20 protein-coding genes are annotated in these 22,589 nt (G+C 66.9%); 11 read left to right on the top strand and 9 right to left on the bottom strand.

Going from position 1 to position 22,589, the window contains the following annotated elements:
* Positions 1-3 precede the first annotated feature (3 nt).
* Positions 4-768, top strand: coding sequence for an SDR family oxidoreductase (locus F4Y72_12565; GenBank protein ID MXZ29119.1), 765 nt, complete (start codon positions 4-6; stop codon positions 766-768).
* A gap of 9 nt (positions 769-777) precedes the next feature.
* On the opposite strand, the gene F4Y72_12560 is transcribed toward F4Y72_12565, so the two are convergent.
* From F4Y72_12560 to F4Y72_12540, 5 genes are all read right to left on the bottom strand, one after another.
* On the bottom strand, positions 778-1,578 hold the full coding sequence (locus tag F4Y72_12560; GenBank protein MXZ29118.1) for an NADP oxidoreductase: 801 nt from the start codon (positions 1,576-1,578) through the stop codon (positions 778-780).
* Positions 1,579-1,582: 4 nt separating this feature from the next.
* Positions 1,583-2,740 carry a succinyl-diaminopimelate desuccinylase gene (dapE, locus tag F4Y72_12555; GenBank protein MXZ29117.1) on the bottom strand — a complete coding sequence of 386 codons (1,158 nt, stop codon included), beginning with the start codon at positions 2,738-2,740 and terminating at the stop codon, positions 1,583-1,585.
* Entirely contained in the window at positions 2,733-3,545 is an 813-nt protein-coding gene (gene dapD / locus F4Y72_12550) for a 2,3,4,5-tetrahydropyridine-2,6-dicarboxylate N-succinyltransferase (GenBank protein MXZ29116.1), read from the bottom strand. The genes dapE and dapD overlap by 8 nt, the downstream gene beginning before the upstream one ends.
* A 258-nt stretch (positions 3,546-3,803) precedes the next feature.
* Complete coding sequence (wrbA, locus tag F4Y72_12545) at positions 3,804-4,406, bottom strand: NAD(P)H:quinone oxidoreductase (GenBank protein MXZ29115.1); 603 nt, start codon at positions 4,404-4,406, stop codon at positions 3,804-3,806.
* Positions 4,407-4,416: 10 nt separating this feature from the next.
* Positions 4,417-5,733 carry a M24 family metallopeptidase gene (locus tag F4Y72_12540; GenBank protein MXZ29114.1) on the bottom strand — a complete coding sequence of 439 codons (1,317 nt, stop codon included), beginning with the start codon at positions 5,731-5,733 and terminating at the stop codon, positions 4,417-4,419.
* 108 nt (positions 5,734-5,841) lie between these two features.
* On the opposite strand from F4Y72_12540, the gene F4Y72_12535 reads away from it, so the two are divergent.
* The gene (locus tag F4Y72_12535) at positions 5,842-6,126 is read left to right on the top strand and encodes an acylphosphatase (GenBank protein MXZ29113.1); all 285 of its coding nucleotides are present in this window, start codon (positions 5,842-5,844) and stop codon (positions 6,124-6,126) included.
* 189 nt (positions 6,127-6,315) lie between these two features.
* Here F4Y72_12535 and F4Y72_12530 read toward each other — a convergent pair whose 3' ends face one another.
* Positions 6,316-8,025, bottom strand: a complete 1,710-nt coding sequence (locus tag F4Y72_12530; GenBank protein MXZ29112.1) for a proline--tRNA ligase — start codon at positions 8,023-8,025, stop codon at positions 6,316-6,318.
* Between F4Y72_12530 and F4Y72_12525 the strand changes: the two genes are divergently transcribed.
* Genes F4Y72_12525 through F4Y72_12515 form a run of 3 tightly spaced genes read left to right on the top strand, consistent with a single transcriptional unit; the run spans position 7,934 to position 11,016 of the window.
* Complete coding sequence (locus F4Y72_12525; protein MXZ29111.1) at positions 7,934-8,923, top strand: phosphatidylcholine/phosphatidylserine synthase; 990 nt, start codon at positions 7,934-7,936, stop codon at positions 8,921-8,923. The genes F4Y72_12530 and F4Y72_12525 overlap by 92 nt on opposite strands.
* A gap of 29 nt (positions 8,924-8,952) precedes the next feature.
* Entirely contained in the window at positions 8,953-9,735 is a 783-nt protein-coding gene (locus F4Y72_12520; GenBank protein ID MXZ29110.1) for a uracil-DNA glycosylase, read from the top strand.
* A gap of 6 nt (positions 9,736-9,741) precedes the next feature.
* Complete coding sequence (locus tag F4Y72_12515; protein MXZ29109.1) at positions 9,742-11,016, top strand: MFS transporter; 1,275 nt, start codon at positions 9,742-9,744, stop codon at positions 11,014-11,016.
* Here F4Y72_12515 and hutU read toward each other — a convergent pair.
* Positions 10,994-12,664, bottom strand: a complete 1,671-nt coding sequence (gene hutU / locus F4Y72_12510) for a urocanate hydratase (GenBank protein MXZ29108.1) — start codon at positions 12,662-12,664, stop codon at positions 10,994-10,996. The genes F4Y72_12515 and hutU overlap by 23 nt on opposite strands.
* 20 nt (positions 12,665-12,684) lie before the next feature.
* Complete coding sequence (locus F4Y72_12505) at positions 12,685-13,893, bottom strand: imidazolonepropionase (protein MXZ29107.1); 1,209 nt, start codon at positions 13,891-13,893, stop codon at positions 12,685-12,687.
* Positions 13,894-14,018: 125 nt separating this feature from the next.
* Between F4Y72_12505 and F4Y72_12500 the strand changes: the two genes are divergently transcribed.
* Genes F4Y72_12500 through F4Y72_12485 form a run of 4 tightly spaced genes read left to right on the top strand, consistent with a single transcriptional unit; the run spans position 14,019 to position 19,300 of the window.
* Positions 14,019-15,389 carry a formimidoylglutamate deiminase gene (locus tag F4Y72_12500; GenBank protein ID MXZ29106.1) on the top strand — a complete coding sequence of 457 codons (1,371 nt, stop codon included), beginning with the start codon at positions 14,019-14,021 and terminating at the stop codon, positions 15,387-15,389.
* The gene (gene hutH, locus F4Y72_12495) at positions 15,386-16,933 is read left to right on the top strand and encodes a histidine ammonia-lyase (GenBank protein MXZ29105.1); all 1,548 of its coding nucleotides are present in this window, start codon (positions 15,386-15,388) and stop codon (positions 16,931-16,933) included. The genes F4Y72_12500 and hutH overlap by 4 nt, the downstream gene beginning before the upstream one ends.
* Positions 16,934-16,981: 48 nt before the next feature.
* Positions 16,982-17,806: an N-formylglutamate deformylase gene (gene hutG, locus F4Y72_12490; GenBank protein MXZ29104.1), complete on the top strand. Its 825-nt coding sequence runs from the start codon at positions 16,982-16,984 to the stop codon at positions 17,804-17,806.
* Positions 17,807-19,300 (top strand): DUF945 domain-containing protein, encoded by a 1,494-nt coding sequence (locus F4Y72_12485; protein MXZ29103.1) that lies wholly within the window; start codon positions 17,807-17,809, stop codon positions 19,298-19,300.
* Here F4Y72_12485 and F4Y72_12480 read toward each other — a convergent pair.
* On the bottom strand, positions 19,297-20,040 hold the full coding sequence (locus F4Y72_12480; protein MXZ29102.1) for an Asp/Glu racemase: 744 nt from the start codon (positions 20,038-20,040) through the stop codon (positions 19,297-19,299). The genes F4Y72_12485 and F4Y72_12480 overlap by 4 nt on opposite strands.
* Before the next feature lie 72 nt (positions 20,041-20,112).
* Between F4Y72_12480 and F4Y72_12475 the strand changes: the two genes are divergently transcribed.
* Together F4Y72_12475 and F4Y72_12470 are read left to right on the top strand one after the other, a co-directional pair.
* The gene (locus F4Y72_12475) at positions 20,113-21,450 is read left to right on the top strand and encodes an MFS transporter (protein MXZ29101.1); all 1,338 of its coding nucleotides are present in this window, start codon (positions 20,113-20,115) and stop codon (positions 21,448-21,450) included.
* A gap of 28 nt (positions 21,451-21,478) precedes the next feature.
* Complete coding sequence (locus tag F4Y72_12470; protein MXZ29100.1) at positions 21,479-22,486, top strand: DUF1838 domain-containing protein; 1,008 nt, start codon at positions 21,479-21,481, stop codon at positions 22,484-22,486.
* The last annotated feature ends 103 nt before the right edge of the window (positions 22,487-22,589 follow it).

Here is a 22,589-nt window from a genome sequence, read left to right as displayed (position 1 = left end):
CTCATGACGAAAAAACGCATTATTCTCATCGTCCTTGCGGTTATCGCCGTTCTGGTCTTGCTGTCCTTTAGAACCACCCAGTACCCCGTCTTCGAAATGGAGGCCGACGCGGCTCCCGAGGGGGGCCACCATGTGCTGCTGTTCGGCGGCACCCGGAACACGGGGCTGGAGGTTGCGAAGATCCTCGCGGGACGCGGCGACCGGGTAACGGCCTTTGTCCGCCCGTCGTCGGACCGTTCCGGGCTGGAGCCGCTGGGCGTTGCTTACGCAGTGGGCGACGCGCTGGACATGGAAAGCGTGCAGGCCGCCTTCGACGGCGGCGACTACACCTCGGTCATCACCACGGTTGGCTGCTTCAGTTGCGATCCGCGCCCGGACTTCCTGGGCAACCGCAATATCTTCGACGCCGCCGAGGCGGCCGACGTGCGGCGGATGGTGCTGGTGACCAGCATCGGCTCGGGCGACAGCCACTATGCGGCGCCCTGGCTGGCCCGGGTGTTCCTGCGGGAAATCCTGCCGCTGAAGACGCAGGCCGAAGACCACCTGATGGCCAGCGGCCTCGACTACACAATCATCCGTCCCGGCGCGCTCCGCTCCAAAGAGCCCACCGGCAACGGTTACCTGAGCGAGAGCCGCGAAACCGAAGGCATCATCAACCGCAGCGACCTGGCCGGCCTGATCGTCGATGCGCTGGACGACAACGCGACTGCCGGAAAGGTGCTGGCCGCGGTCGATTCGGAGATGTCCTACCCCTGGGACATGTTCTGACACCTGGGGCTACTCAAGGTCGAGGGTGTCGTGCAGCGTGGCGCGGCCCTGCATCCGCGACTGTATGAGGTCGAGGCCGGCCTGGATCCGGTCGTATAGCCCGGCGGCAATCAGCTCGCGGCGGAGTTGCTCGTTGATTCCGGCGCGGGTTGCGTGCTCCTCGACCAGATCGGCAAAGCCCTCGCCTTTCGGCTGGGTCGATTTCTCCGCGATACCGCGAAACAGCGAGCCGGTATAGCTGTCCGCTTCAACCGGATCGACACCCTGGGCGCGCAGCCAGGACGAAACGGACTCCAGCAACTCGAAATAGGGCGCCATCAGCGCCGAAACCGAGAAGAACGCGTCGAGCTGCGCCTCATCCGAAACTTCAATCACGGTCCCGATGGGGTCGAGGAAATCCGCCAGTTCCCGGTTCGGCGGACACATCGCAATCGGGCCGGCGCCCCGCGCCACCGGCGGCACCGGCGCGACTCGGCCGAGGAACGCGGCGGGGCTGACCTGGCGCTCGATTTCCCCGGAACTGATCGTTGCGATAAAGCTCAAGACCTTGAGGTCTCGCCGGAAGTTGAGCACGCCAAGAACATCGCCGGCATCCTGCGGACGCACGGCGAGGAAAACCAGCTCCGAGCGGTCCAGCACCTGCTGGTTATCGGCTGCCACCTCGACGGCGGCATAGCGCTCGCTTAACTTGCGCGAACGATCGACGCTCCTTGGCGACAGGACAATCGAAAGGCCGGGGACCTCCGCCTCGCAAAGGCCCGTGACCACCGCCTCGGTAATCGTGCCGACGCCGATGAAACCCACGTTCATCGGCCTACTCCGGCGCCTGTTCGAGCAGCAGCCGCTCCATGATCCGCGCGTAGACGCGCCTGAGCCCTTCGACGTCGCTGGCGTGGACCCGCTCGTTGACCTGGTGGATGGTGCGGTTGATCACGCCGAATTCCACCACGTCGGCGCCGTGCAGCGCGATGAATCGCCCGTCGGAAGTGCCGCCGCCGGTGGACAGTTCCGGATCGATCCCGCACTGCTCGCGCACGATGTCGCGGGCGGTTTCGACCAGCGGGCCGTGGGCGGTCAAGAAGGGCTCGCCGGCGGGGCGCCATTCGATCTCGTACTCGATGTCGTGGCGGCCGAGCAGGTCCTCGACCCACTGCTTGATCTGCTCGCTCTTCCACTGGTTGGTGAAACGGAAGTTGAAGCGCGTTACCAGTTTGCCGGGGAACACGTTGGTCGCCCCCGCGTCGGCCTGCACCTTCACGACCTGGAAGCCGGTCGGCGGGAAATGCTCGTTGCCTTCGTCGAGCGGCGTCGCGTACATGTCCGCGAGCACCGGGGCGAAGCTCTGAATCGGGTTTTGCGCCAGGGCAGGGTAGGCGACGTGGCCCTGTTCGCCGTGGACGGTCATGGTGGCGCTCAGAGACCCGCGCCGCCCCACCCGCAGGGTGTCGCCGAGTTGTTCCGAGCAGGATGGCTCTCCCACCACGCACCAGTCGATCGTTTCGTCACGGGCGCTCAGCGTGTCCATCACGCGGCGGGTGCCGTCCCTGGCCGGGCCCTCTTCGTCGCTGGTGATGAGAAACGCCAGCGAGCCGCGGTGTTCGGGATGTTCGTCGGCAAAGTCGATCCCGGCGCGGACCATGGCCGCGATGCCGGTTTTCATGTCGGCGGCGCCCCGGCCCTTGAGCCAGCCGTCATTGAGTTCCGGCTCGAACGGATCGTGGTCCCAGTCTTTCAGCGGCCCCGGGGGCACTACGTCGGTATGGCCGGCGAAGCACAGCACCGGCGAATCGCCGCCGTGCCGCGCCCACAGGTTGGAGACCTTGCCGAAGGGCATGTGCTCGACGCTGAAGCCGGCCTCTTCCAGCATGCGGCCGATCAGTTCCTGGCAACCGCCGTCCGCGGGGGTCACCGATGGCCGCCGCATCAACTCCAGGGCGAGGTCGATCGTGCGCTGGTCGCGGGATTCAGCCATCGCGGAGCAACTCGTTCAATGAAGTGCGCCTGCGGGTGCGTTCGTCCACCTGCTTGACGATGACGGCGCAGTAGAGCTGCGCCCGGCTCTTGCCGTCCGGCAGGCTGCCCGGAACGACGACCGACCCGGCGGGCACCCGTCCGTAGAGGACCTCGTCGCGGGCCCGGTCGTAAATGCGGGTGCTCTGCCCGATATACACGCCCATTGCGATGACCGCGCCGCGCTCCACGACCACGCCCTCCACGATCTCGGAACGCGCGCCGATGAAGCAGTCGTCCTCGATGATGGTGGGTGTGGCCTGCAGGGGCTCCAGCACCCCGCCGATGCCCGCTCCCCCGGAAAGGTGCACGTTTTTTCCGATCTGGGCGCAGCTTCCCACCGTGGCCCAGGTGTCGACCAGCGAGCCGCTGTCCACGTAGGCGCCGATGTTCACGTAGCTGGGCATCAGCACGACGCCGGGCGCGATGTAGGCCCCTCGCCGCGCCTGCGCGTCGGGCACCACGCGCACGCCGGACGACTCGATGTCGCCGCCGGCGAATTTCAGCGGGACCTTGTCGAAGTAACGCGTATGCCCGGCAGAGATCTCGCGGTTGGGCGTCACCGCGAAATACAGGAGCACGGCCTTCTTGAGCCACTCGTTGACCTGCCAGCCGTCCTCGGCAGGTTCGGCCACGCGCGCCTCGCCGCGGTCGAGCAAGCCGATCGCCTCGTCGATGGCCGCGCGCAGTTCGGCGGGCGCTCTGTCGGGCGCGAGTTCCGCACGTTGTTCGTACGCGGCTTCGATGATGTTGCGCAGGTCTTGCACTTCAGTCTCTCGGGAGTGATTTCCGCCGCTTATCCAACGGCGCGCGCAATTATCTCACTATGGCGCGCGTCCTTCGCCCTTTGTCGTTACCTTCTGCGCTGGAACCACTCCGCGACGTTCCTGCGCAGAAGGTAACGACAAAGGGCTTTAGTTTGCGCGCGACCGTTTGGATTGGCGGTGTATTGCGCCCCTTTGTGGAGGAAGCGTCGCGAAGTGGCTGACGTCACAAAGGGGCGCAATACACCGCCCGAGAGCGAGTCAGGATTTGTGGAGGGTACGGGCGAGTTGGGCGAGGCGCCGGCCGAGGGCTTCGGCGAGGGTTTTCTCGTCCTGGGTGAGGCCGTTTGCGCTGGTGCGCTCGACGTGCGATGCGCCGTACGGCGAGCCGCCGGACGTGGTCTTGCGCAATTCGGGCACGGTGTAGGGGATGCCCGTGATCAGCATGCCGTGATGCATCAGGGGTACGGCCAGCGACAGCAGCGTGGCTTCCTGGCCGCCGTGCATGCTGTTCGACGACGTGAATACCGCGGCGGGCTTGTCCACCAGCAGGCCCGAGACCCATTCCGCCGCGAGTCCGTCCAGGAAATGCTGGATCGGCGCGCCGGGGGCGCCGAAGCGCGTGGGACTGCCGAGCGCCAGGCCCGCGCAATCGCGCAGATCGTCCTTGCTCGCATAGGGTGCGCCGCTCTCGGGGACGGCGGGCATGGCCTCGCCGGACTGCGCTGCGACCGGAGGTGTGGCGCGCAGCACGGCCTCGCAGTCGGACGTCATTTCGATGCCGCGGCCGATGGCGCGCGCCAGGGCTTCGGTAGCGCCCTTCACCGAGTAATACACCACCAGGATCTTGAGTTCGCTGGTCATTGCCGGGGCGTCATACGATGATGACGGGGTCGGTGATCGTGTGGATGGGCTCGGCGCCGTCGGCAGTGATCAGGCTCAGGTCTTCCATGTGGGCCGAGCCGCCCATTCCGGTGTTCAGGACCGGGCAGTCGACGCTGAGGATCATCCCGGGCTCCAGCGTCAGGTCGTCCTTGACCCAGTAGGGCCGCCCGTGCTGGCCCGGCTCGTCGGTGTGGGTGAGTCCCACGCTGTGCGGCGAGAATGGGATGTCGAAGTCCAGCCCGGCGGTGCGCACGGCCTTCTGGCCGATCGGCGGGATTTCCGAATAGCGCAGTCCCGGGCGCAGTCGTTCGCGAATCGCCTCCCAGCCGATGTGCATAGCGCGCGTGGCGTCGCGCATCGCCGCGGCGGGTTCGCCAAGGAAAATGGTTCGTGCGAAATCGCCGTGGTAGTGCCAGCCGCTGCTGACGCAGTCCACGAAGAAAGCGGCCCCGTCGCTGAACTCGAAGTCCGCCACTTCCGTGATCATCCGGTCGATGGCCATGAACACGCCGGCGTTGCCGCGGGCGGCGGCCTCGGAGAAGAACGCCGCCCTCAGTTCCTGGGTGGTCGCTCCCTCGCGAACCGTGCCGACGGCGGCCAGCGCGGCCTCGGCGTTGGCCTGCGCGGCCAGCCGCATGAGTTCGATTTCGCGCGGCGACTTGACCAGGCGGATCTTGCGCAGGGTGTTGTCCGCCGGCACGGCGACGGCCGACAGCGGCGAGGACTCCAGCATGGCCATGATCGCCATGTGGTCGACGCCGATTCGCCCGCCGGTCATGTCCAGCGCTCGCGCCGCCTTGACCATCGTGAATTCGCGTTCGGCGCTTACGCCATGCCGCTGGGTAACCGCCTCCACGGCTGCGCGCCGATGCAGTTCCAACTCGCCCATCGGGACATCGCCCTTGTCCCGGTAAACGTGAAGCGCGCCGGTCGCCGATTCGTCGTAATCGCCCTCAATCGCGGTTCCGCTGACGGCCCGGTGGGTGTAGAGCCAGGGTTCGACGTCACCGGAAAAGTGGGCGTCGGCGTACACGTAGTAGTGGAGAAACTGGGGCATGACCAGCGCCACCGGCTTCTTCGGGTCGGCAGAGAGCAAGGCCATGCTGGGCGCCGCGAAGCCCATCTTGCCCAGCTGCGGCCAGTAGCCGGTCAGGTGAAAGACGTTGAGGGGCTCGGCGACGATGAGCCCGGCAAGCGATTCCTCCTTCAGTACCTTTTCCGCCCGTTCGCGGTTGAACAGGGGACCACCCTGGAGCAGCGACCCGCCCTGGGCGAAGGTTTCGCGGAAGGATTGCTGGCCGCCCATGTAATTTATCCGATTTTCGCCAGGCGACCGATTCTAATGCCTCGCGGAATGGCCGAAGCGGCGGTCGAGGCTCCCGTGGCCGGCGCCGAGCGGGTAGAATTTCCGCCCATGTCCGGAGAGGTCTGCCGCCGCTACATCGTTTCGGGACGCGTGCAGGGCGTGTTCTTCCGCGCCAGCACCGCCAGCGTCGCGCACCGTCTCGGTCTGCGCGGGCGCGCCAGGAACCTCCCCGACGGCAACGTGATGGTCCTGGCCCTGGGCCCGGAATCAAAGGTGGACGAACTGGCCGAGTGGCTGCGCGATGGACCGCCGTCCGCGAAAGTAACCGAGGTTCAGCAGGCGGACGAGCCGCTGGACCAGTGGCAGCACCTCCCCGACTTCCGCACCCACTGACAGCCACTCGGGCGGTGTATTGCGCCCCTTTGTGACGTCAGCCACTTCGCGACGCTTCCTCCACAAAGGGGCGCAATACACCGCCAATCCAAACGGTCGCGCGCAAACTAAAGCCCTTTGTCGTTACCTTCTGCGCAGGAACGTCGCGGAGTGGTTCCAGCGCAGAAGGTAACGACAAAGGGCGAAGGGTTATCGCCGGGTACGCTCCGACAGGATTTGCGGGGCTTCGTCGGCGCCGAGGTGCTCGGCGTCATCCGAGCGGCGGTGCTTGTATTCCAGCGTCCCCTGCTTGAGCCCGCGCGAACTCACGACGACACGATGCGGAATGCCGACCAGGTCGGCGTCGGCGAGTTTCACCCCGGGGCTTGCGTCGCGGTCGTCGAAAAGCACTTCCACGCCCCGCGCTTGCAGGTCCCCGTAGAGCCGCTCCGCCGTCGCCCGCACCTCTTCGTCGCGCGCGAAGTTCAGCGCCACGATCACCAGGCTGAAGGGCGCCATCGCTTCCGGCCAGATGATGCCCCGCTCGTCGTGGTTCTGTTCGATTGCCGCCGCCACCGTCCGGGTTACGCCGAGCCCGTAGCAGCCCATCTGCATGTGCTGCTCGACGCCGTTCTCGTCGAGCACGGCGGCGTTCATCGAACGGCTGTACTTGTCGCCGAGCTGGAAAATGTGGCCGACCTCGATCCCGCGGGCGATCTGCAGACCGCCACCGCCGCCCGGGCTGCGGTCGCCCTCCACGGCGTTTCGCAGGTCCACGCACTCGGGCTCGGGCAGGTCGCGTCCCCAGTTGACGTTCACGAAGTGCTTGTCGCGCCGGTTCGCGCCGCAGGCGAAGTTCGCCTGGTGGCCGGCTGCGTGGTCCACGTAGGTGGTCACGGACAGGTTCACCGGACCCACGAACCCGGGCGGGCAGCTTGCCGCCTGCGCCACCTCCTGCGCGTTGGCCAGCTGCAGCGGTTTGGCGACCCCCGGCAGCGCCGTCGCCTTCAGTTCGTTGACCTCGTGGTCGCCGCGCAGCACCAGCGCCGCAACGCCGCCGCCCTCGCCCTTGACCAGCAGGGTCTTGAGACAGTTCTCCAGGGGCCGGTCGAGGTGCGCCGCGACCTGCCGCATCGTGCGCATGCCCGGCGTGTGCGCCTGCGACATGGCGTCGCCGGGCGCCTCCCGCTCGCCCTCGGGAGGAAGGGCGGGCGCCAGCTCCAGGTTGGCGGCGAAATCGTCGCCGTCGCACCAGACGATCAGGTCCTCGCCGGAATCGGCCAGCACGTGGAATTCCTGCGAGCGCGAGCCGCCGATTTCGCCCGAATCCGCCTGCACCACACGGTAGTTCAGGCCCAGGCGCTCGAATACCCGGCGGTACGCCTTGCGATACTCGCCATAGGTGTCGCGCAGCGAATCCTCGCCCAGGTGAAACGAATAGGAATCCTTCATGATGAATTCGCGCGCGCGCATGACGCCGAAACGCGGGCGGATCTCGTCGCGGAACTTGGTCTGTATCTGGAAGAAGCTCACCGGCAGTTGGCGGTAGCTCTTCAATTCGCGCCGCGCGATGTCGGTGATTACCTCTTCGTGCGTGGGTCCGAAACAGTACTCGCGCTCGCCCCGGTCGCGCATCTTCAGCAGCAGGTCGCCGTAATCTTCCCAGCGGCCGCTCTCGCGCCACAATTCGGCCGGATGCACGGCCGGCATCAGCACCTCGTGCGCGCCGATGCGCTCCATTTCCTCGCGCGTGATCCGTTCGACGATGCGCGCCACGCGCCAGCCCATGGGCATCCATGTGAACAGCCCGGAAGCCAGCCTGCGCACCATGACGGAACGCAGCATGAGGCGGTGGCTGGCGATTTCGGCTTCCGCCGGGGTCTCGCGCAGCGTGGCCAGGGGCAGTTTGGAAAGTCGCATCGTGGGGTCCGACAAACGGAGCGGCAATTGTAGTGGAAGCCAGCGAACAGGGCGTAGGCAGCACAACGCCGAGGAAATGGCTTGTGGCAGACTTGCTCGGATGGACGGCAACCGCGAGAAATTTGCCAGGGGCCGGGCGGCGTTCCGCAAGAGGGGCATTTACCTGTTCCCCAACCTGCTCACCAGCGGCGCCCTGTTTGCCGGCTTCTACGCCATCGTGGCCGGGGCCGACGGGAACTTCGTGAACGCCGCGGTGTCCTTGTACGTAGCGATGATTCTCGACGCCCTCGACGGGCGCGTCGCCCGATTGACCGGGACCGAAACCGAGTTTGGCCGCCAGTACGATTCCCTGTCCGACGTGGTCGCCTTCGGCCTGGGCCCCGCGGTGGTCGTGTACCAGTGGGGCCTGAAGTACATGGGCGATTACGGCTGGGTCTGGGACAAGGTCGGCTGGGTGATCGCCTTCCTGTTCGCGGTCGGGACGGCGCTGCGGCTGGCGCGATTCACGGCCCGGGAATCGGTGAGCGACAAGAACTTTTTCGAGGGGCTCCCGTGCCCCGCCGCCGCGGGCTTCGTGGCGGGCTTCGTGTGGCTTGCGGCCGATTCGCAATGGACGGGCCTTCCGGTCCTCATTCTGGCGGGCTTTGTGACGCTTGCGGCCGCGACCCTGATGTGCGTGCGTATCGCCTATCCCAGCTTCAAGCACTTCGCGATGAACCGGCGGCTGAAATTCACCCAGATGGCGGCGATTCCCGCTTGCTTCGCCCTGATCGCGCTGGACGCGCCGCTCATGCTGTTTACCCTGTTCGGCGTCTACGTGGCGCTGGGCCCGGGCCTCCTGGTCTGGCGCCAGGTGCAGAAGAGCCGCCGCCGGGTCATGCGCAAGGCCGCCGAGTGAGCAGCGCCGCATAGCGTCAACACGCCCCGATGGGACAGGACACCCGATTCAGCCGGGCGCAGCGCGATCTGCTGGACCTGATGGACACGGCCGTGTGGACGCCGCGGTCGGCGGATGACCCGCCCGTGGGCGACGCTCCCGAGAGCGAGGGCGTCCCGCCTTCGCGGAGGGCGGGACGCCCTCCCACCCAGGACGATTCGCGCGCGCCGAGTTCAATGCCGCCGGCGGCCGCTGCGCCGCCGGAGCTGGAGGCGCTGCGCAGCAAGGTCGCAGCCTGCACCGCCTGCGCGCTGCATTCCGGCCGCAGGCAGACTGTTTTCGGCGTCGGCAATCCCAGGGCCGACTGGATGTTCGTCGGCGAAGGCCCCGGCGAAGAGGAGGACCGCCGCGGCGAGCCGTTCGTGGGGCGCGCCGGAAAGCTGCTCGACGCGATGCTGCGGGCAATGCAGTTGGACCGCCAAACGGTCTATATCGCCAACATCGTCAAGTGCCGGCCGCCCAACAACCGCAATCCCGGCCTGGACGAAGCCGCAGCCTGCATTCCCTACCTCAAGCGACAGATCGAGTTGATCGCGCCGCGGCTGATCGTGGCCCTGGGCGCGGTCGCGGCGCAACGCCTGCTCGAAACCGACCGGCCGGTCGGCGCCATGCGCGGCAAGCTGCATTACGCCGCGCACCTTGAACCGCCAGTGCTGGTCACCTACCACCCCGCCTACCTGCTGCGGTCTCCCGGGCAGAAGGGCAAGGCCTGGGAGGACCTGCAACTGGCCATGCGCGAGATGGACGCCATGCAGGAAGCCAGCGGAGCGTAGCGCCTGTTGAGCGCCGCCCCGGCAAGGCGTTCCGCAACCCTGCGGGTGCTGTCGGGCGATGCCTGGCGCTGGGCCATGTACGACTGGGCCAATTCGGCCTTCGCCCTGATCGTCATGACCTCCTTCGTCCCCTTGCTGCTGCGCGAACAATGGTCCGCGGGCGAGACGTCCACGGAAATCACGTTCATATGGGGCTCCGCCAACAGCATCGCCGCGCTGCTGCTGGCCCTGGGCGCCCCGCTGCTGGGCGCGCTGGCGGACCAGGGCGGGCGCCTGCGCAGGATGCTGGCGGTTTGCGTCGTGCCCGGCGCAATATGCACGGTGCTGCTGGCGCTGCCGGGCGCCGGGCAGTGGACAACGGGGCTTTCGTTGTTCGTTCTGGCCTGGCTCGGCTACTCCGCCGCCAATGTCTTCTACGACGCGCTTCTGACCGAGGTTGCCGAGCCGAAGGAATACGACCTGGTTTCCGCATACGGCTTTGCGCTGGGTTACATCGGCAGCGCAATGCTGTTCACGCTATGCGCGCTGGTGACGGTGGACCCGGCACGCTTCGGCCTGGATTCGCAGGTGCAGGCGATGCAGCTGAGCATGCTTGTGGTGGGCGCCTGGTGGGTGCTGTTCTCGGTTCCGCTGATCAGGGGAGGCCGCCGCGCGAAGGGCGCCGGCCGGCGCGCGCGCCTGGGAGCGGCCTTCACGCAACTGTGGTCCACGCTGCGCGAGGCGCGCCGCTACCCGCAGCTCTGGCTGTTCCTGATTGCGTATTTCCTCTATATCGACGGCGTTTACACGATCATCAAGATGGCGGTGGATTTCGGCGCGGCGATCAATCTGCCGCCGTCCGACCTCGTGTTCGCGATCCTGGTGACGAACTACCTCGGATTTCCGGCCACGCTGGCGTTCGGTTTCGCCGGGCGCCGCTTCGGCCCGCGGCGCTGCATCTACGTGGCGCTGGTGGTCTATTGCCTGGTCACCTTCCTGGCCAGCATGGCCAGCCAGGTCTGGCACTTCTACCTGCTGGCGGCGATGATCGGCCTCGCCCAGGGCGGCGTGCAGAGCCTGAGCCGGTCGATGTTCGCGCGCCTGGCTCCGCCCGGGAAGTCCACCGAAATGTTCGGTTTCTACAACATGTTCGGGCGCTTCGCCGCGATCCTGGGTCCGATCCTCACCGGCTATGCGGCCCTGGTACTGGACAGTCAGCGCCTGGGCGTGCTCGCGATCCTGGTGCTGCTGATCGCGGGCTTCATCCTGCTCACCCGGGTCAGGGAGCCGAGGGCAGCTTGAGGTCGAAGGCCCCGGCGCAGTCCAGGGCGTCCTCGTAGCCGGCGTCGGCGTGGCGCACCACGCCGGTGGCCGGATCGTTCCAGAGGACGCGTGAAATACGCCGGTCCGCCGCCTCGCTGCCGTCGCAGCAGATCACCACGCCGGCGTGCTGCGAGTAGCCGATTCCGACACCGCCGCCGTGGTGCACCGAGACCCAGGTCGCCCCGGAGGCGCAGTTCACCAGCGCGTTCAGAAACGGCCAGTCGGACACGGCGTCCGAGCCGTCCTTCATCGCTTCCGTTTCGCGGTTCGGACTGGCGACCGAGCCGGCGTCGAGGTGGTCGCGCCCGATCACGACGGGCGCCTTCAGTTCGCCGCTGCGCACCATCGCGTTGAAGGCGAGCCCCAGCCGGTGCCGGTCCCCCAGGCCCGCCCAGCAGATGCGCGCCGGAAGACCCTGGAACCGGATCCGCTTCGCCGCCATGTCCAGCCAGCGGTGCAGCGCCGCGTCCTCCGGCAGGAGTTCCCGGACCTTCTCGTCGGTGCGCGCGATGTCCTCCGGGTCGCCGGACAGCGCCACCCATCGGAACGGGCCCTTGCCGCGGCAGAACAACGGCCGTATGTAGGCGGGCACGAATCCGGGGAAGTCGAAGGCGTTTTCGACACCGGTTTCCAGAGCCATCTGGCGGATGTTGTTGCCGTAATCGACCACCGGAATTTCGCGGCCCCAGAAATCGAGCATGGCGCGCACCTGCACCGCCATGGACCCCTTTGCCGCGCGCACCGTTCCGGCCGGGTCCGATCGCCGCCGCCGCTCGTGTTCCTCCAGCGTCCAGCCCTGCGGCAGGTAACCGTTCAGCGGATCGTGCGCGGAGGTCTGGTCGGACACCGCGTCCGGCGCGTATCGAGAGTCTTCCGCGGAGCGCCGGGCCAGTTCCGGGAAGATGTCGGCGGCGTTGGCCTTGAGACCCACCGAAACGGCCTCGCCGCGACCGCAAGCCTCGTTGATCATCGCCACGGCCTCGCCCAGGTCGTCCGCCTGCCGGTCGAGGTAGCCTGTACGCAGGCGAAAATCGATGGCCGACTGCCGGCATTCGACCGCCAGCATCGAAGCCCCGGCCATGGTGCAGGCGAGCGGCTGAGCGCCGCCCATCCCGCCCAGTCCGGCGGTCAGAAACCACTTGCCGCTCATGTCGCCGCCGAAATGCTGGCGGCCCATCTCGGCATAGGTCTCGTAGGTGCCCTGCACGATGCCCTGGCTGCCGATGTAGATCCAGGACCCCGCGGTCATCTGCCCGAACATCATCAGGCCCTGCCGGTCCAGTTCGTTGAAGTGCTCCAGCGTGGCCCAGTGCGGCACCAGGTTGGAGTTGGCGATCAGCACCCGGGGCGCGTCGGGAAACGTTCGCAGCACGGCCACCGGCTTGCCGGACTGCACGAGCAGGGTTTCGTCGGACTCCAGCGCCCTGAGCGCCGCCACCATCCGGTCGAACGCCTCCCAGTTGCGCGCGGCCTTGCCCCGGCCGCCGTACACGACCAGTTCCGCCGGGTTCTCCGCGACTTCCGGGTCGAGATTGTTCATCAGCATGCGCATCGGGGCCTCGGTAAGCCACGATTTGCAGGAGAGCCCGGCGCCCCGCGGCGCACGTATCGTTCGACTGTTCTTCATTGCCGAATTATCGACATTCCTCAGTGCTCGCGCAGTACCCCATTCTTGTATACGCGGTAGCAGGGGTTATGACCCAGAGCGTAACTGAGCTCATCGGGCGATTGCGCGTCCCACACGGCCAGATCGGCCTGCTTGCCCGGCTCGATCGAGCCGCGGTCGGTCAGTCCGAGCGCCCGCGCCGCGTTCACCGTTGCGCCGCGCAGCGCTTCTTCCGGCGTAAGCCCGAACAGCACGCAGGCCATGTTCATGGCAGCGAGCAGCGACAACATCGGCGAGGTACCGGGGTTGTGGTCGGTGCTGACCGCCATCGGCACGCCCGCCGCACGGAGTGCCTCGATCGGGGGTTTCCGGGTCTGCCCCAGGTAGTAGAAGGCGCCCGGCGCCAGCACGGCAACCGTTCCGGCCGACGCCATCGCGTCGATCCCCTCGGGGGAAAGGTATTCGAGATGGTCGCAGGACAGCGCGCCCAGTACTGCCGCCATTGCCGCGCCGCCCGAATCGGAGAACTGCTCGGCGTGCAGCCGCACCGGCAGGCCCAGCGCCCGGGCGCGTTCGAAGATCGTTCTGACCTCGACCGCGGTGAATGCAACGCCTTCGCAGTAGGCGTCCACCGCGTCGGCGAGGCCTTCCGCCGCCACCGCCGGGAGCATGCCCTCGACCAGAAGACGCAAATATCCCCCGCGGTTGTCGGCGTATTCCGGGGGCAGCGCGTGAGCGCCCAGGAACGTGGCGATCACGTCCACGTTCTCCGTCCCGCCCAGTTTTCGCGCAACGTGGAGCATGCGCAGCTCCGTTTCGAGGTCCAGGCCGTAACCGGACTTGATTTCCACCGTGGTGAGTCCCTCGGCCATCAGCGCATGGAGCCGGTCGCGGGCGGATTCCAGCAGCTCGTTGTCAGTCGCGGCGCGCGTTGCGTGCACGCTGGACGCGATGCCTCCGCCTTCGCGGGCGATCTCTTCATAAGTGGCGCCTGCAAGGCGCATGGCCCATTCGCTCGCCCGGTTGCCCGCGTAAACGAGGTGCGTGTGGCAGTCGATGAGCCCGGGCGTGACCAGGCGCCCTCCCAGGTCCACGAATTCCCCGTTCGGTCCGCCCGCGCGATCCGCTGCCGGGCCGACCCAGGCGATCCGCCCGTCTCTCACTTCGAGCGCAGCGCCGTCCAGCAGGCCGGGTTGGTCGACAGCCTGCGACATGGTGCTGATCCGGCAATTGGTCAGGATGAAATTCATACCCGCCCGCACAACGTAAAGAAACGGATACGGAAACGATAGCTGATTTGGCTCCCTGAGTGGACGGTCTTGCGGTGTGCGTGGAATCTGGTGAAATAGAGGACCTGAATGTCTTGTGCTCGATCATGAAAGAGTTGCTGTTCTCAAAGATGCTGACTGACAAGGGCTGGAGCCGGAATGTCCTCGTCGAGATCGACTCCCAGGGAATGATCCGGCGCATTGATGCGGACATGAACGGCGCACAGGCACAGATGATCGGCGGCGTGGCCATACCCGGAGTGCCGAACGCGCACTCGCATGCGCACCAGCGGCTGCTGGCCGGATTGGCGGAAACGGGAGCCGGGCGCGACAGTTTTTTGCGGTGGCGCGAACTCATGTACCGCATCGTGGAAAGGATCGATCCGGACCGCTTCCAGGCGGTGGCGGCGCTGGCCTACATGGAGATGCTCAAGAGCGGCTATACCTCGGTGGCGGAGTTTCACTACCTGCACCACGATGCCGGCGGCTCGCCGTACGCCGAGCCGGCCGAAATGGGGCTGCGCTGCATCGCCGCGGCCGAAGACGCAGGGATCGCGCTGACGCTGCTGCCCAGCCTCTATGCCTACGGCGGCTTCGGCCAGGCGCCCACGGGCGTCGGGCAGGCGCGTTTCGTCTGCGATTCCGGCGGCTATATGGAAATCTACTCGGCGCTTGCGAAAGCGGTCGAAGAGCGGACCGAAGTGCGCCTTGGTTTTGCGCCGCATTCGTTGCGCGCGGTCGACGAGCCGTTGCTGTATGAAGTGCTCGCGGGCGTGCGTCAGGCCGACCCCGACGCCCCGGTCCACATGCATGTCGCCGAGCAGCGCTCGGAAGTGGACGAGTGCCTGGTCTGGTGCGGCGCTTCACCGGTGCAGCGACTGCTGGACAGCGTTGCGGTTGACGCACACTGGAACCTGGTTCACGCTACCCACATGAGCGATTCCGAACGGAGCGCGCTCGCGGCCACACAGGCTTCCGTCGTCTTGTGTCCGACCACGGAAGCCAACCTGGGCGACGGCGCCTTCCCGGCCCGCAAATGGCTGGACCTGGAGGGCCGGTTCTCCATCGGGTCCGACAGTCAGATCACGATCTCTCCCACGGATGAACTGCGGCTGCTCGAATATGCGCAGCGACTGGCCTCGGAGTCCCGGAACGTATTGGCGGACGAGTCCGGCGGCTCCCTGGGCAGGGCCCTGCTGGAAGGCGCGCTGAAGGGCGGTGCGTCCGCCCTCGGGCAGCGATGCGGCATCCTGGAAGAAGGCGCGCGCGCCGACATCGTGGTGCTCGACAGCGAGCACCCCGCTCTGATTGCCCGCGACGGCGACGAGGTCCTTGATTCCTGGATCTTCGCGGGCGGCGCGGCCTGTGTGCGCGACGTCTTCGTTGGCGGCCGGCAGGTCGTGAGCGGCGGCAGGCACGTCAACGGGCCTGAAATCGTGGCCCGCTATCGCGAAGCGGCCAGAGCACTGTTGCAATGAACGCGAGCGCAGCCGCGGCCTCGATCACGCTCGGCGAACAGTCGCTTGGGCTGAAGGCAGTCGAAGCGGCGCTGGCCGGACCGATTCGCGTGGCGCTGCATCCGGACGCCGTTGCCCGCTGTGCTTCGGCTCACAAGGTGCTGCGGCGGGCCGCGGCCGGCGATGCCGCCGTGTACGGCGCCAACACGGGTTTCGGACGCCTGGCTCTGGAGCGCATTCCCGCGGACGACCTGCGCACGCTGCAGCTCAACCTCGTTCGCTCGCACGCCGCCGGCGTCGGGAAACCTCTGCCCGGCGTGATCGTGCGCCTCACGATGCTGCTCAAGCTGAACAGCCTGGTGGCGGGCTACGCCGGCGTTTCCAGGGAACTCCTGGAATTGATGGCACGGTGCGTCAACGAGGACATCCTGCCGGTCGTGCCTTCGCAGGGTTCCGTGGGCGCCTCGGGAGACCTGGCTCCGCTGGCGCACCTCGCGCTGGTCCTGGTGGGCCGTGGCGAGGCCCGGTATCGCGGCCGCACGCTGTCAGGCGAACAGGCGCTTTCGCAGGCGGGCCTGGACCCGGTCGAACTGGGTCCCAAGGAGGGGCTGGACCTCATCAACGGCACGCAGGTTTCCACGGCCCAGGCGCTGGCCGGCATGATCGAGGCGCGCCGCAACCTGAAGGCGGCCGTGGTGATCGGAGCCCTGTCCTGCGATGCTTTCCGGGCCACCGACGCGTTTTCCGATCCGCGCCTGAACGCGCTCAAGCCGCATCCCGGCCAGGTGGCGGTGGCGCGGGTGCTGCGCCGGCTGTGGGAGGGCAGCGAGATCCGGGCCTCGCATCTGGACTGCGACCGGGTGCAGGACCCGTATTCGTTCCGGTGTCAGCCGCAGGTGATGGGCGCCTGCCTGGACATGGTGGACAACGCTCGGCGCACGCTGCTGATCGAAGCCAACGCGGTGACCGAGAACCCGCTGGTGTTTTCGAAGCAGGAGGAGGTGGTGTCCGGGGGCAATTTCCACGGCCAGGCCGTTGCCTTCGCCGCCGACGTACTGGCGCTGGCGATTGCGGAGACCGGTTCGATGTCGGAACGCCGCACGGCGGCGCTGGTGACCGGCGAGCTCAGCAGCCTGCCGCCGTTCCTGATGCCGGACCCGGGCCTGAACTCCGGATTCATGCTGGCCCACGTCACGGCCGCGGCCCTGGCCAGCGAGAACAAGCAGATGGCGGCGCCGGCCAGCGTCGACAGCATCCCCACTTCCGCCAACCAGGAGGACCACGTGAGCATGTCGGCACACGGTTCGCGCCGGCTGGCGCAAATGAACGCCAACGCTGCGGGAATCCTGGCCGTGGAGTGGCTGGCTGCCGCCGCGGGCATCGACCTGCTGAGGCCGCTGCGTTCGTCGGAGGCGCTGGAGCGGATCCATGGCCTGTTGCGTGCAAAGGTGCCCGAGCGGGCCGCGGACCGCGAGTTCGCCCCAGACATCGCGGCGGCCCGCGAATTGATCGAGGACGGCGTTCTGACGGAGTTGGCCGCCGAACTCGTGTCCGGAGAGAGCTGACCGCCCCTGTCGGCGGCCCGGTCCGTCCGCACCACGTATCGCTGACCGGTGGACGGGCTGTACTCCTGCACCCGCGGCGGCTCGGCGCTGGTGCTGTCGATTCCGCACTCGGGAAGGCGGGTGCCCGGTCCGATTGCGGCGCGCATGACCCCCGAGGCTCGGGAACTGCCCGATACCGATTGGCGCGTGGACGAACTCTACGACTTTGCGCTGGGCCTCGGCGCAACGGCAGTCCGCGCCAACTACAGCCGCTACGTGGTGGATCTGAACCGGCCGCCGGACGGCGCCTCGCTGTATCCGGGGCAGGTTGCGACCGGCCTTTGCCCGGCCACGCGCTTTGACGGAGGGGCGGTCTACGCGCCGGGGCGGGAACCCGACGACGCGGAGATCGAGCGCAGGCGCATGAAGTATTGGCAGCCCTGGCACGACCGGCTCGAAGCGGAACTCGAACGGGTTCGCGGGCAGCATGGCAAGGCCGTCCTGTACGACTGTCATTCGATTGCGCCGGTTGTACCCCGGCTATTCGCGGGCCGCCTGCCGGCGCTGAATATGGGCACGAACCGGGGGCGGAGTTGCGCACGCGCGCTGCAGGAGCGCGTGGTCGCCGTGCTTGCGGGAAGCGGGTATGAATTCGCGGTGAACGGCCGCTTCATCGGCGGTTTCATCACGCGCCGGTACGGGCAGCCGGGGCGGGACCTGCACGCGCTGCAGATGGAAATCGCCCAGGACGCGTATATGGCCGGCGCCGCTCCGGAGACCTACAGCCGGAGCAGGGCGGCCAGGCTGCGTTCCTGCCTGCGGCAAATCCTGGAGGTCGTCCTGGAGTGGGCCGATTCGCTACAATCCGCGAACTCGAACAAGGGAGAAACGTGAATGAAGAAATCGGCGATCGCAATTGCAGTTCTGGTTCTGGTGGCGGCGGGCATCGTGCTGCCGGCGGGGTACTTCGGCCAGGTAACGGAAACCACGCTCAGGGAACGTATGGCCAACATGCCGTACGGCTTCCAGATGGAGCTGACGGATTACCGGCGGGGCTGGTTTTCTTCCACGGCGCGGCTGGAGTGGGACCCTCTGGGCGGCCTGCCGATGCCAGGCCTGGGTCCGCAGGGCGCGCTGCCGGGCGCTGACGCGATGGATTTGCCGGCAGGCGTCGAGAAGCTGGTTTCGGGGCCGATAGCGATCGATATCGAAATCGCGCACGGACCGGTGTTCTTCGCCGTGGGTCCGGGAGCAGGGCTTTTTCATGCCCGGGGACGGGTCGATTTGGGGGCTGCGGCTTCCGCCGGTGACGAAGAATCGGCGGACGGCTACCTGGAGCTCTACGTGCGTTCATTTTCGGGCGCAACGGTCGACAATCGCCTTGAGGTTGCGGATGCGGAATGGGACCTGGGCACGATGGCGCTCAAGCTGGAGGGTGCGCTGCTGGAAGGCGAGTGGACCGGTCCGGAGTCCTTCCAACTGCAGCGGGCGGCACTCGGCAACATGAACATGAGCGTCGGCGTCGCCGGAACCGGTTTGCGCTTTGCAATGTCGGATCTGGAAAGCAGCACCGAGTTCCCGCAGGGCCTCGAAAGCGGAGCGATACTGGCTCCCTCGCAATCGACCTCCTCGGTCGGCGAGATACTCGTCGAGCAGTCCGACGGCAACGCGGTTCTACGTATGTCCGGCATGAAATCCGAGGAAACGGCATCGCCGGAAGAGGACGGGACCTATCGCGTCGACAGCGACATCACGATTGAGTCGATGGAGGTGCTGAATCGTGAATTTGCGCCGATCGAAGTTCGACAGACGGCCGGCGGTTTCAGCGAGGACTCGCTGTTGCAGCTGCTGACGGCTTTGGGTGACGGCATCTTTGACGCTTCCGCCGCGCCCCAGGCGCCGGAGGACGGCCCGCAAGAGCCGTCAGCGACACCTCCCGCCGGTCCTCCTGCCGGTCCTCCCGCAGCCGCCACTCCGCCACTGAGCCGGGCCATGCAGGAAGCGATCGTCGCATTTCTGGCGGACGGTCCGTACACGGACATGAACGCCGTGCTGACCTACCAGGGGGAGCACACTCTTCGCCTGGACCTGAGCTACTCCTTCGACAAGGAATTCGCTCCGGCCACGCTGGAGCAGGTGAATTTGCTGGGCATTCTTTCCGGCCTGGACTACACGCTGGATGCCGAGATTCCAATTGCGGCCGCCGAAGAACTGTTCGGTCAGGGGATCATCCAGTTGGGGTTGATGCAGGGACTGTTGCAGCCGACCGAAACCACCTATACCGTGAGCCTGGCGCTTGCCGACGGCATGCTCAATATCAATGGTCGGCCAATGCCGATACCGCTGGGGCCTCCCACGGCCGTTCCCGGCATGGCGCCCCCCGGCTAATGCTCTTCCAGGATGCGGCCGTGGCCATAGATCCGGTCGTGGATGCCGCAACGCCTTAGCGCGTCCCAGTAGGTGACGGCGTTGATCGCCAGCACCGGCTTGCCCAGCCAGGGTTCGACCTGGGCGCAGATGTCCATGGCCGGCAGGTTGGTCCCGACCTGCACGATCGCCTCGGCGTCGTCGCCGTCCAGCTCGCGCAAAGCGGAGCGCATTTGCGGTCCCGTCGTGTAAGCGATCTCAATCGGCGACGGGCACTTGAGTCCGATCAGGCGCAGCACGTCGAAGCCCGCCTCCACGAAGTAGTCGCGCACCTGTTCGTCGCCGCGCGGCATGTGCGGCGTCAGCACCGCGATCTTCTCGATCCCGTACGCCCGCAACGCCGCGACGGTGGCCGTCGAGCCCATCGAGATCCCCACTCCGGCCCGCTGCTCCAGGCCGTCCTGAAGTTCCGCCGCCTGTTTCACGCCGCCCCAGAACGCCTCGAGCGCCACGCCCATGATGACGTGATCGACCTGCGCCGAGCAGACCCGGTCGATGGCGTCGCCCATGCCGTCGCGCATGGCCTGAACGTGTTCGAGGAAGTCCTTCTCGGTCGTGATCCTGCGCTGGCGGATGCTCACCCGGCCGGTGTGGTTGGTGACGCCCGGCGGTCGCAGCAGTTCGCACTCGGGCTGCACCGTGGTGTTCGTGGAAGGCACGGCGAGGCCCACGCGCAGGCGGTGGCCGTGGTAATCGGTCATGGTGGGTCTCCGGGGGCCGATGAGCGTGCGGGGGATTGTAATTGCCGACGAAATCATTGAGTATCCGCGCGGATGTCTGAGTCTCCCCACTCCACCGGCGGCGTTTACCGGGTCCTCGGGCTCATTCCCCTGCGCCTCGAGGAAGGGGTGCGCAGCCGCCACGTGAACGCGCTGTACTTCGGCGCGTTCTTCTCCATCGGCCTGCTCACGTTCATCAACGTGCAGCAGGGCTACCTGTTCACGAACCTGGGCATTCCTCAGAGCGAATGGGGCGGGCTGGCCGGCCGACTTCTTCTGATCAACGAACTCGTCGTTCTCGCAACGGTGTACCTGTTGGGAACGCTGTCCGACCGGGTCGGTCGGCGGGTGGTCTACGCGCTGGGCTTCAGCATGGTGGGCATCTGCTACGTGCTCTATCCCATGGCCAACGCGGCCGAGCACCTGTACCTGGCGCGGCCCATATTCGCGATCGGCGCCGCGTGCATTTCCGCCATGCTGGCTTCGGTTATCAACGACTATCCCGACGAGGCCTCGCGCAGCCGGTTCCAGGCGGTGGCCTTCATACTCAACGGGATCGGCATCAGCGTGGTCAACGGGTTGGCCGGCAGGATGATCGGGTGGTACAAGGACCTGGGGCTGGAATCGGTCATGGTGGGGCGGGCCACGTTCTGGACCGCGGCCGGCGTCTGCCTGGTCGTGGCGCTGGTGCTGATCGTTTTCCTCAAGCCGGGGGCGCCGGCCCAGGTTTCGAAACGGGAAGGCATTTTCAAGACCTGGGGCGTGGCGTGGCGGGCGGCGCGCAATCCCCGGGTGGCGCTGGCCTATGTCGGCGCGCTGGTTTCGCGCGGCGATCTGGCCGTGGTGAGCGTGTTCTATTCGCTGTGGCTGCGCCAGGTGGGAATAGAGCAGGGACTGTCCAGCGAGGACGCGCAGGAACGCGCGGTGCTTTTCTACATTGTCGCCCAGGCGTTTGCGGTTCCCTGGGCGGCCATCATGGCGCCGATCCTGGACCGGATCGACCGCGTGGCGGGCATCGCGATCGCCATGTTCCTGGCCGCCTGCGGTTATCTCGCCATGCCGTTCTTCCCCGATCCCATCAGCAACTGGATGTTTCTGGGCGCGGCCCTGATCGGCATGGGCGAAATGTGCGCGCAGCTCTCGGCCATCGCGCTGATCGGCAAGGAAGCGCCGGTGCGCGGCCGCGGCGCGGTGATCGGCCTGTTCAGCTTTTTCGGCGCCGTGGGGATCATGTGTTCCGGAGTCTTCGGCGGCTGGTTGTTCGATAACTGGGCGGCCTACGGTCCCTTCGTGATGGTCGGCTGCGGGAACGTGGTAGTGTTCACGCTCGCGCTGCTGTTGTTGCGGCACGAATCCAGGCGCCGCAAGGCGCAGGCCGCAGGCATCGCCTGACAGTAACCGGCATCAAGAGGGGGAGGAAATGCAAAAGAATCGTCGTGAAATCATCCAGAGCTTCGGCGCGGTAGGAGCCCTCGGGGCTGCCGCGCTCGCATTCGGCCAGGCGCCGCGCAGGGCGGTTGCCGCCGAAGGCGACTCCGGCGCCGCCACCGACTATCTGAGCGGCCCCTACCTGGACCTGCGCACCCCGGGGGGCAATCAGATCGGATATGCCCGCCTGTCCAGCGACCTGGACGAGAGCAAGCAGCGCTACGGCTGGTTCAAGGGTTACGTGATGGGCGTGCGCCCCGGCGAGGCGATCCGCGACCTGTTCGGGTTCGCCGGGTTCGGCGCATCGCGCCTGGAGACCCAGCCGGACGGCGCCATCGCCAAGGTGCTGCGCGAGGTGGGCTACTACACCGACTTGCGCAGCGGCGAGATCCTCGAGGAGTGGCACAACCCCTATCTCGACGAGACCGTGAAACCGGTACCGATCGCCAACGATCCCTTCAATATGGTGATCAGGGACCACTTTTCGCGGCCGCCGCAGTTCGGCGGCCTGAACGAGGCCGACGTGCGCCCGGTGGAGCCGTTCATATTGCCCTGGCGGCAACTGGGGGAACGGTTGCAGATGGAGCGCCATATCCATCTCCACTACCCCAGCGCGCTCGATCCCGAAGTGTGGGTGCGCGAGTCATCGGGCGAAAGGGTCCGGGTATCGGAGTTCTTCGCCTATTCCCTGAACGGCGCCGACATGCAGAACCCCGAACTCACCGCGCTTCCGTCACACGGTGTCTGGAACCGCACGACGCCCTGGCTGCCCTGGATGCTGATGGGCCAGGCCGAGGGTCACTGCCAGTACGCCTGCTTCATGGGGTCGGGCGAGGACCTGGAGATGATCCACGACCGGGCGCTTCTGGATTACACCGAGAAGCACTATGCGAAGTACTTCTCCGCGCCGGAGACCTATTCTCCGGACACGCCCAGCCTGTCCAGCCTGGAAATGTACGAAATCGAGCAGACGCCGGCCCCGCCGAAGCAGGGAACCTGATGGCGGGCGGCGGCAATGTGCTGGTATTCTTGCTCGCCACGCGCCTGCCGCAGTAGGGGCTCCGGTGCTTGAGGGGGCACTGCACGACAGGTTCGCGGAATTA

Source organism: Gammaproteobacteria bacterium (assembly GCA_009838035.1).
GTDB lineage: Bacteria > Pseudomonadota > Gammaproteobacteria > Steroidobacterales > Foliamicaceae > Foliamicus.
Note: the sequence above shows the minus strand (reverse complement) of the source record. Positions and strands in the feature narration are given on the sequence as shown.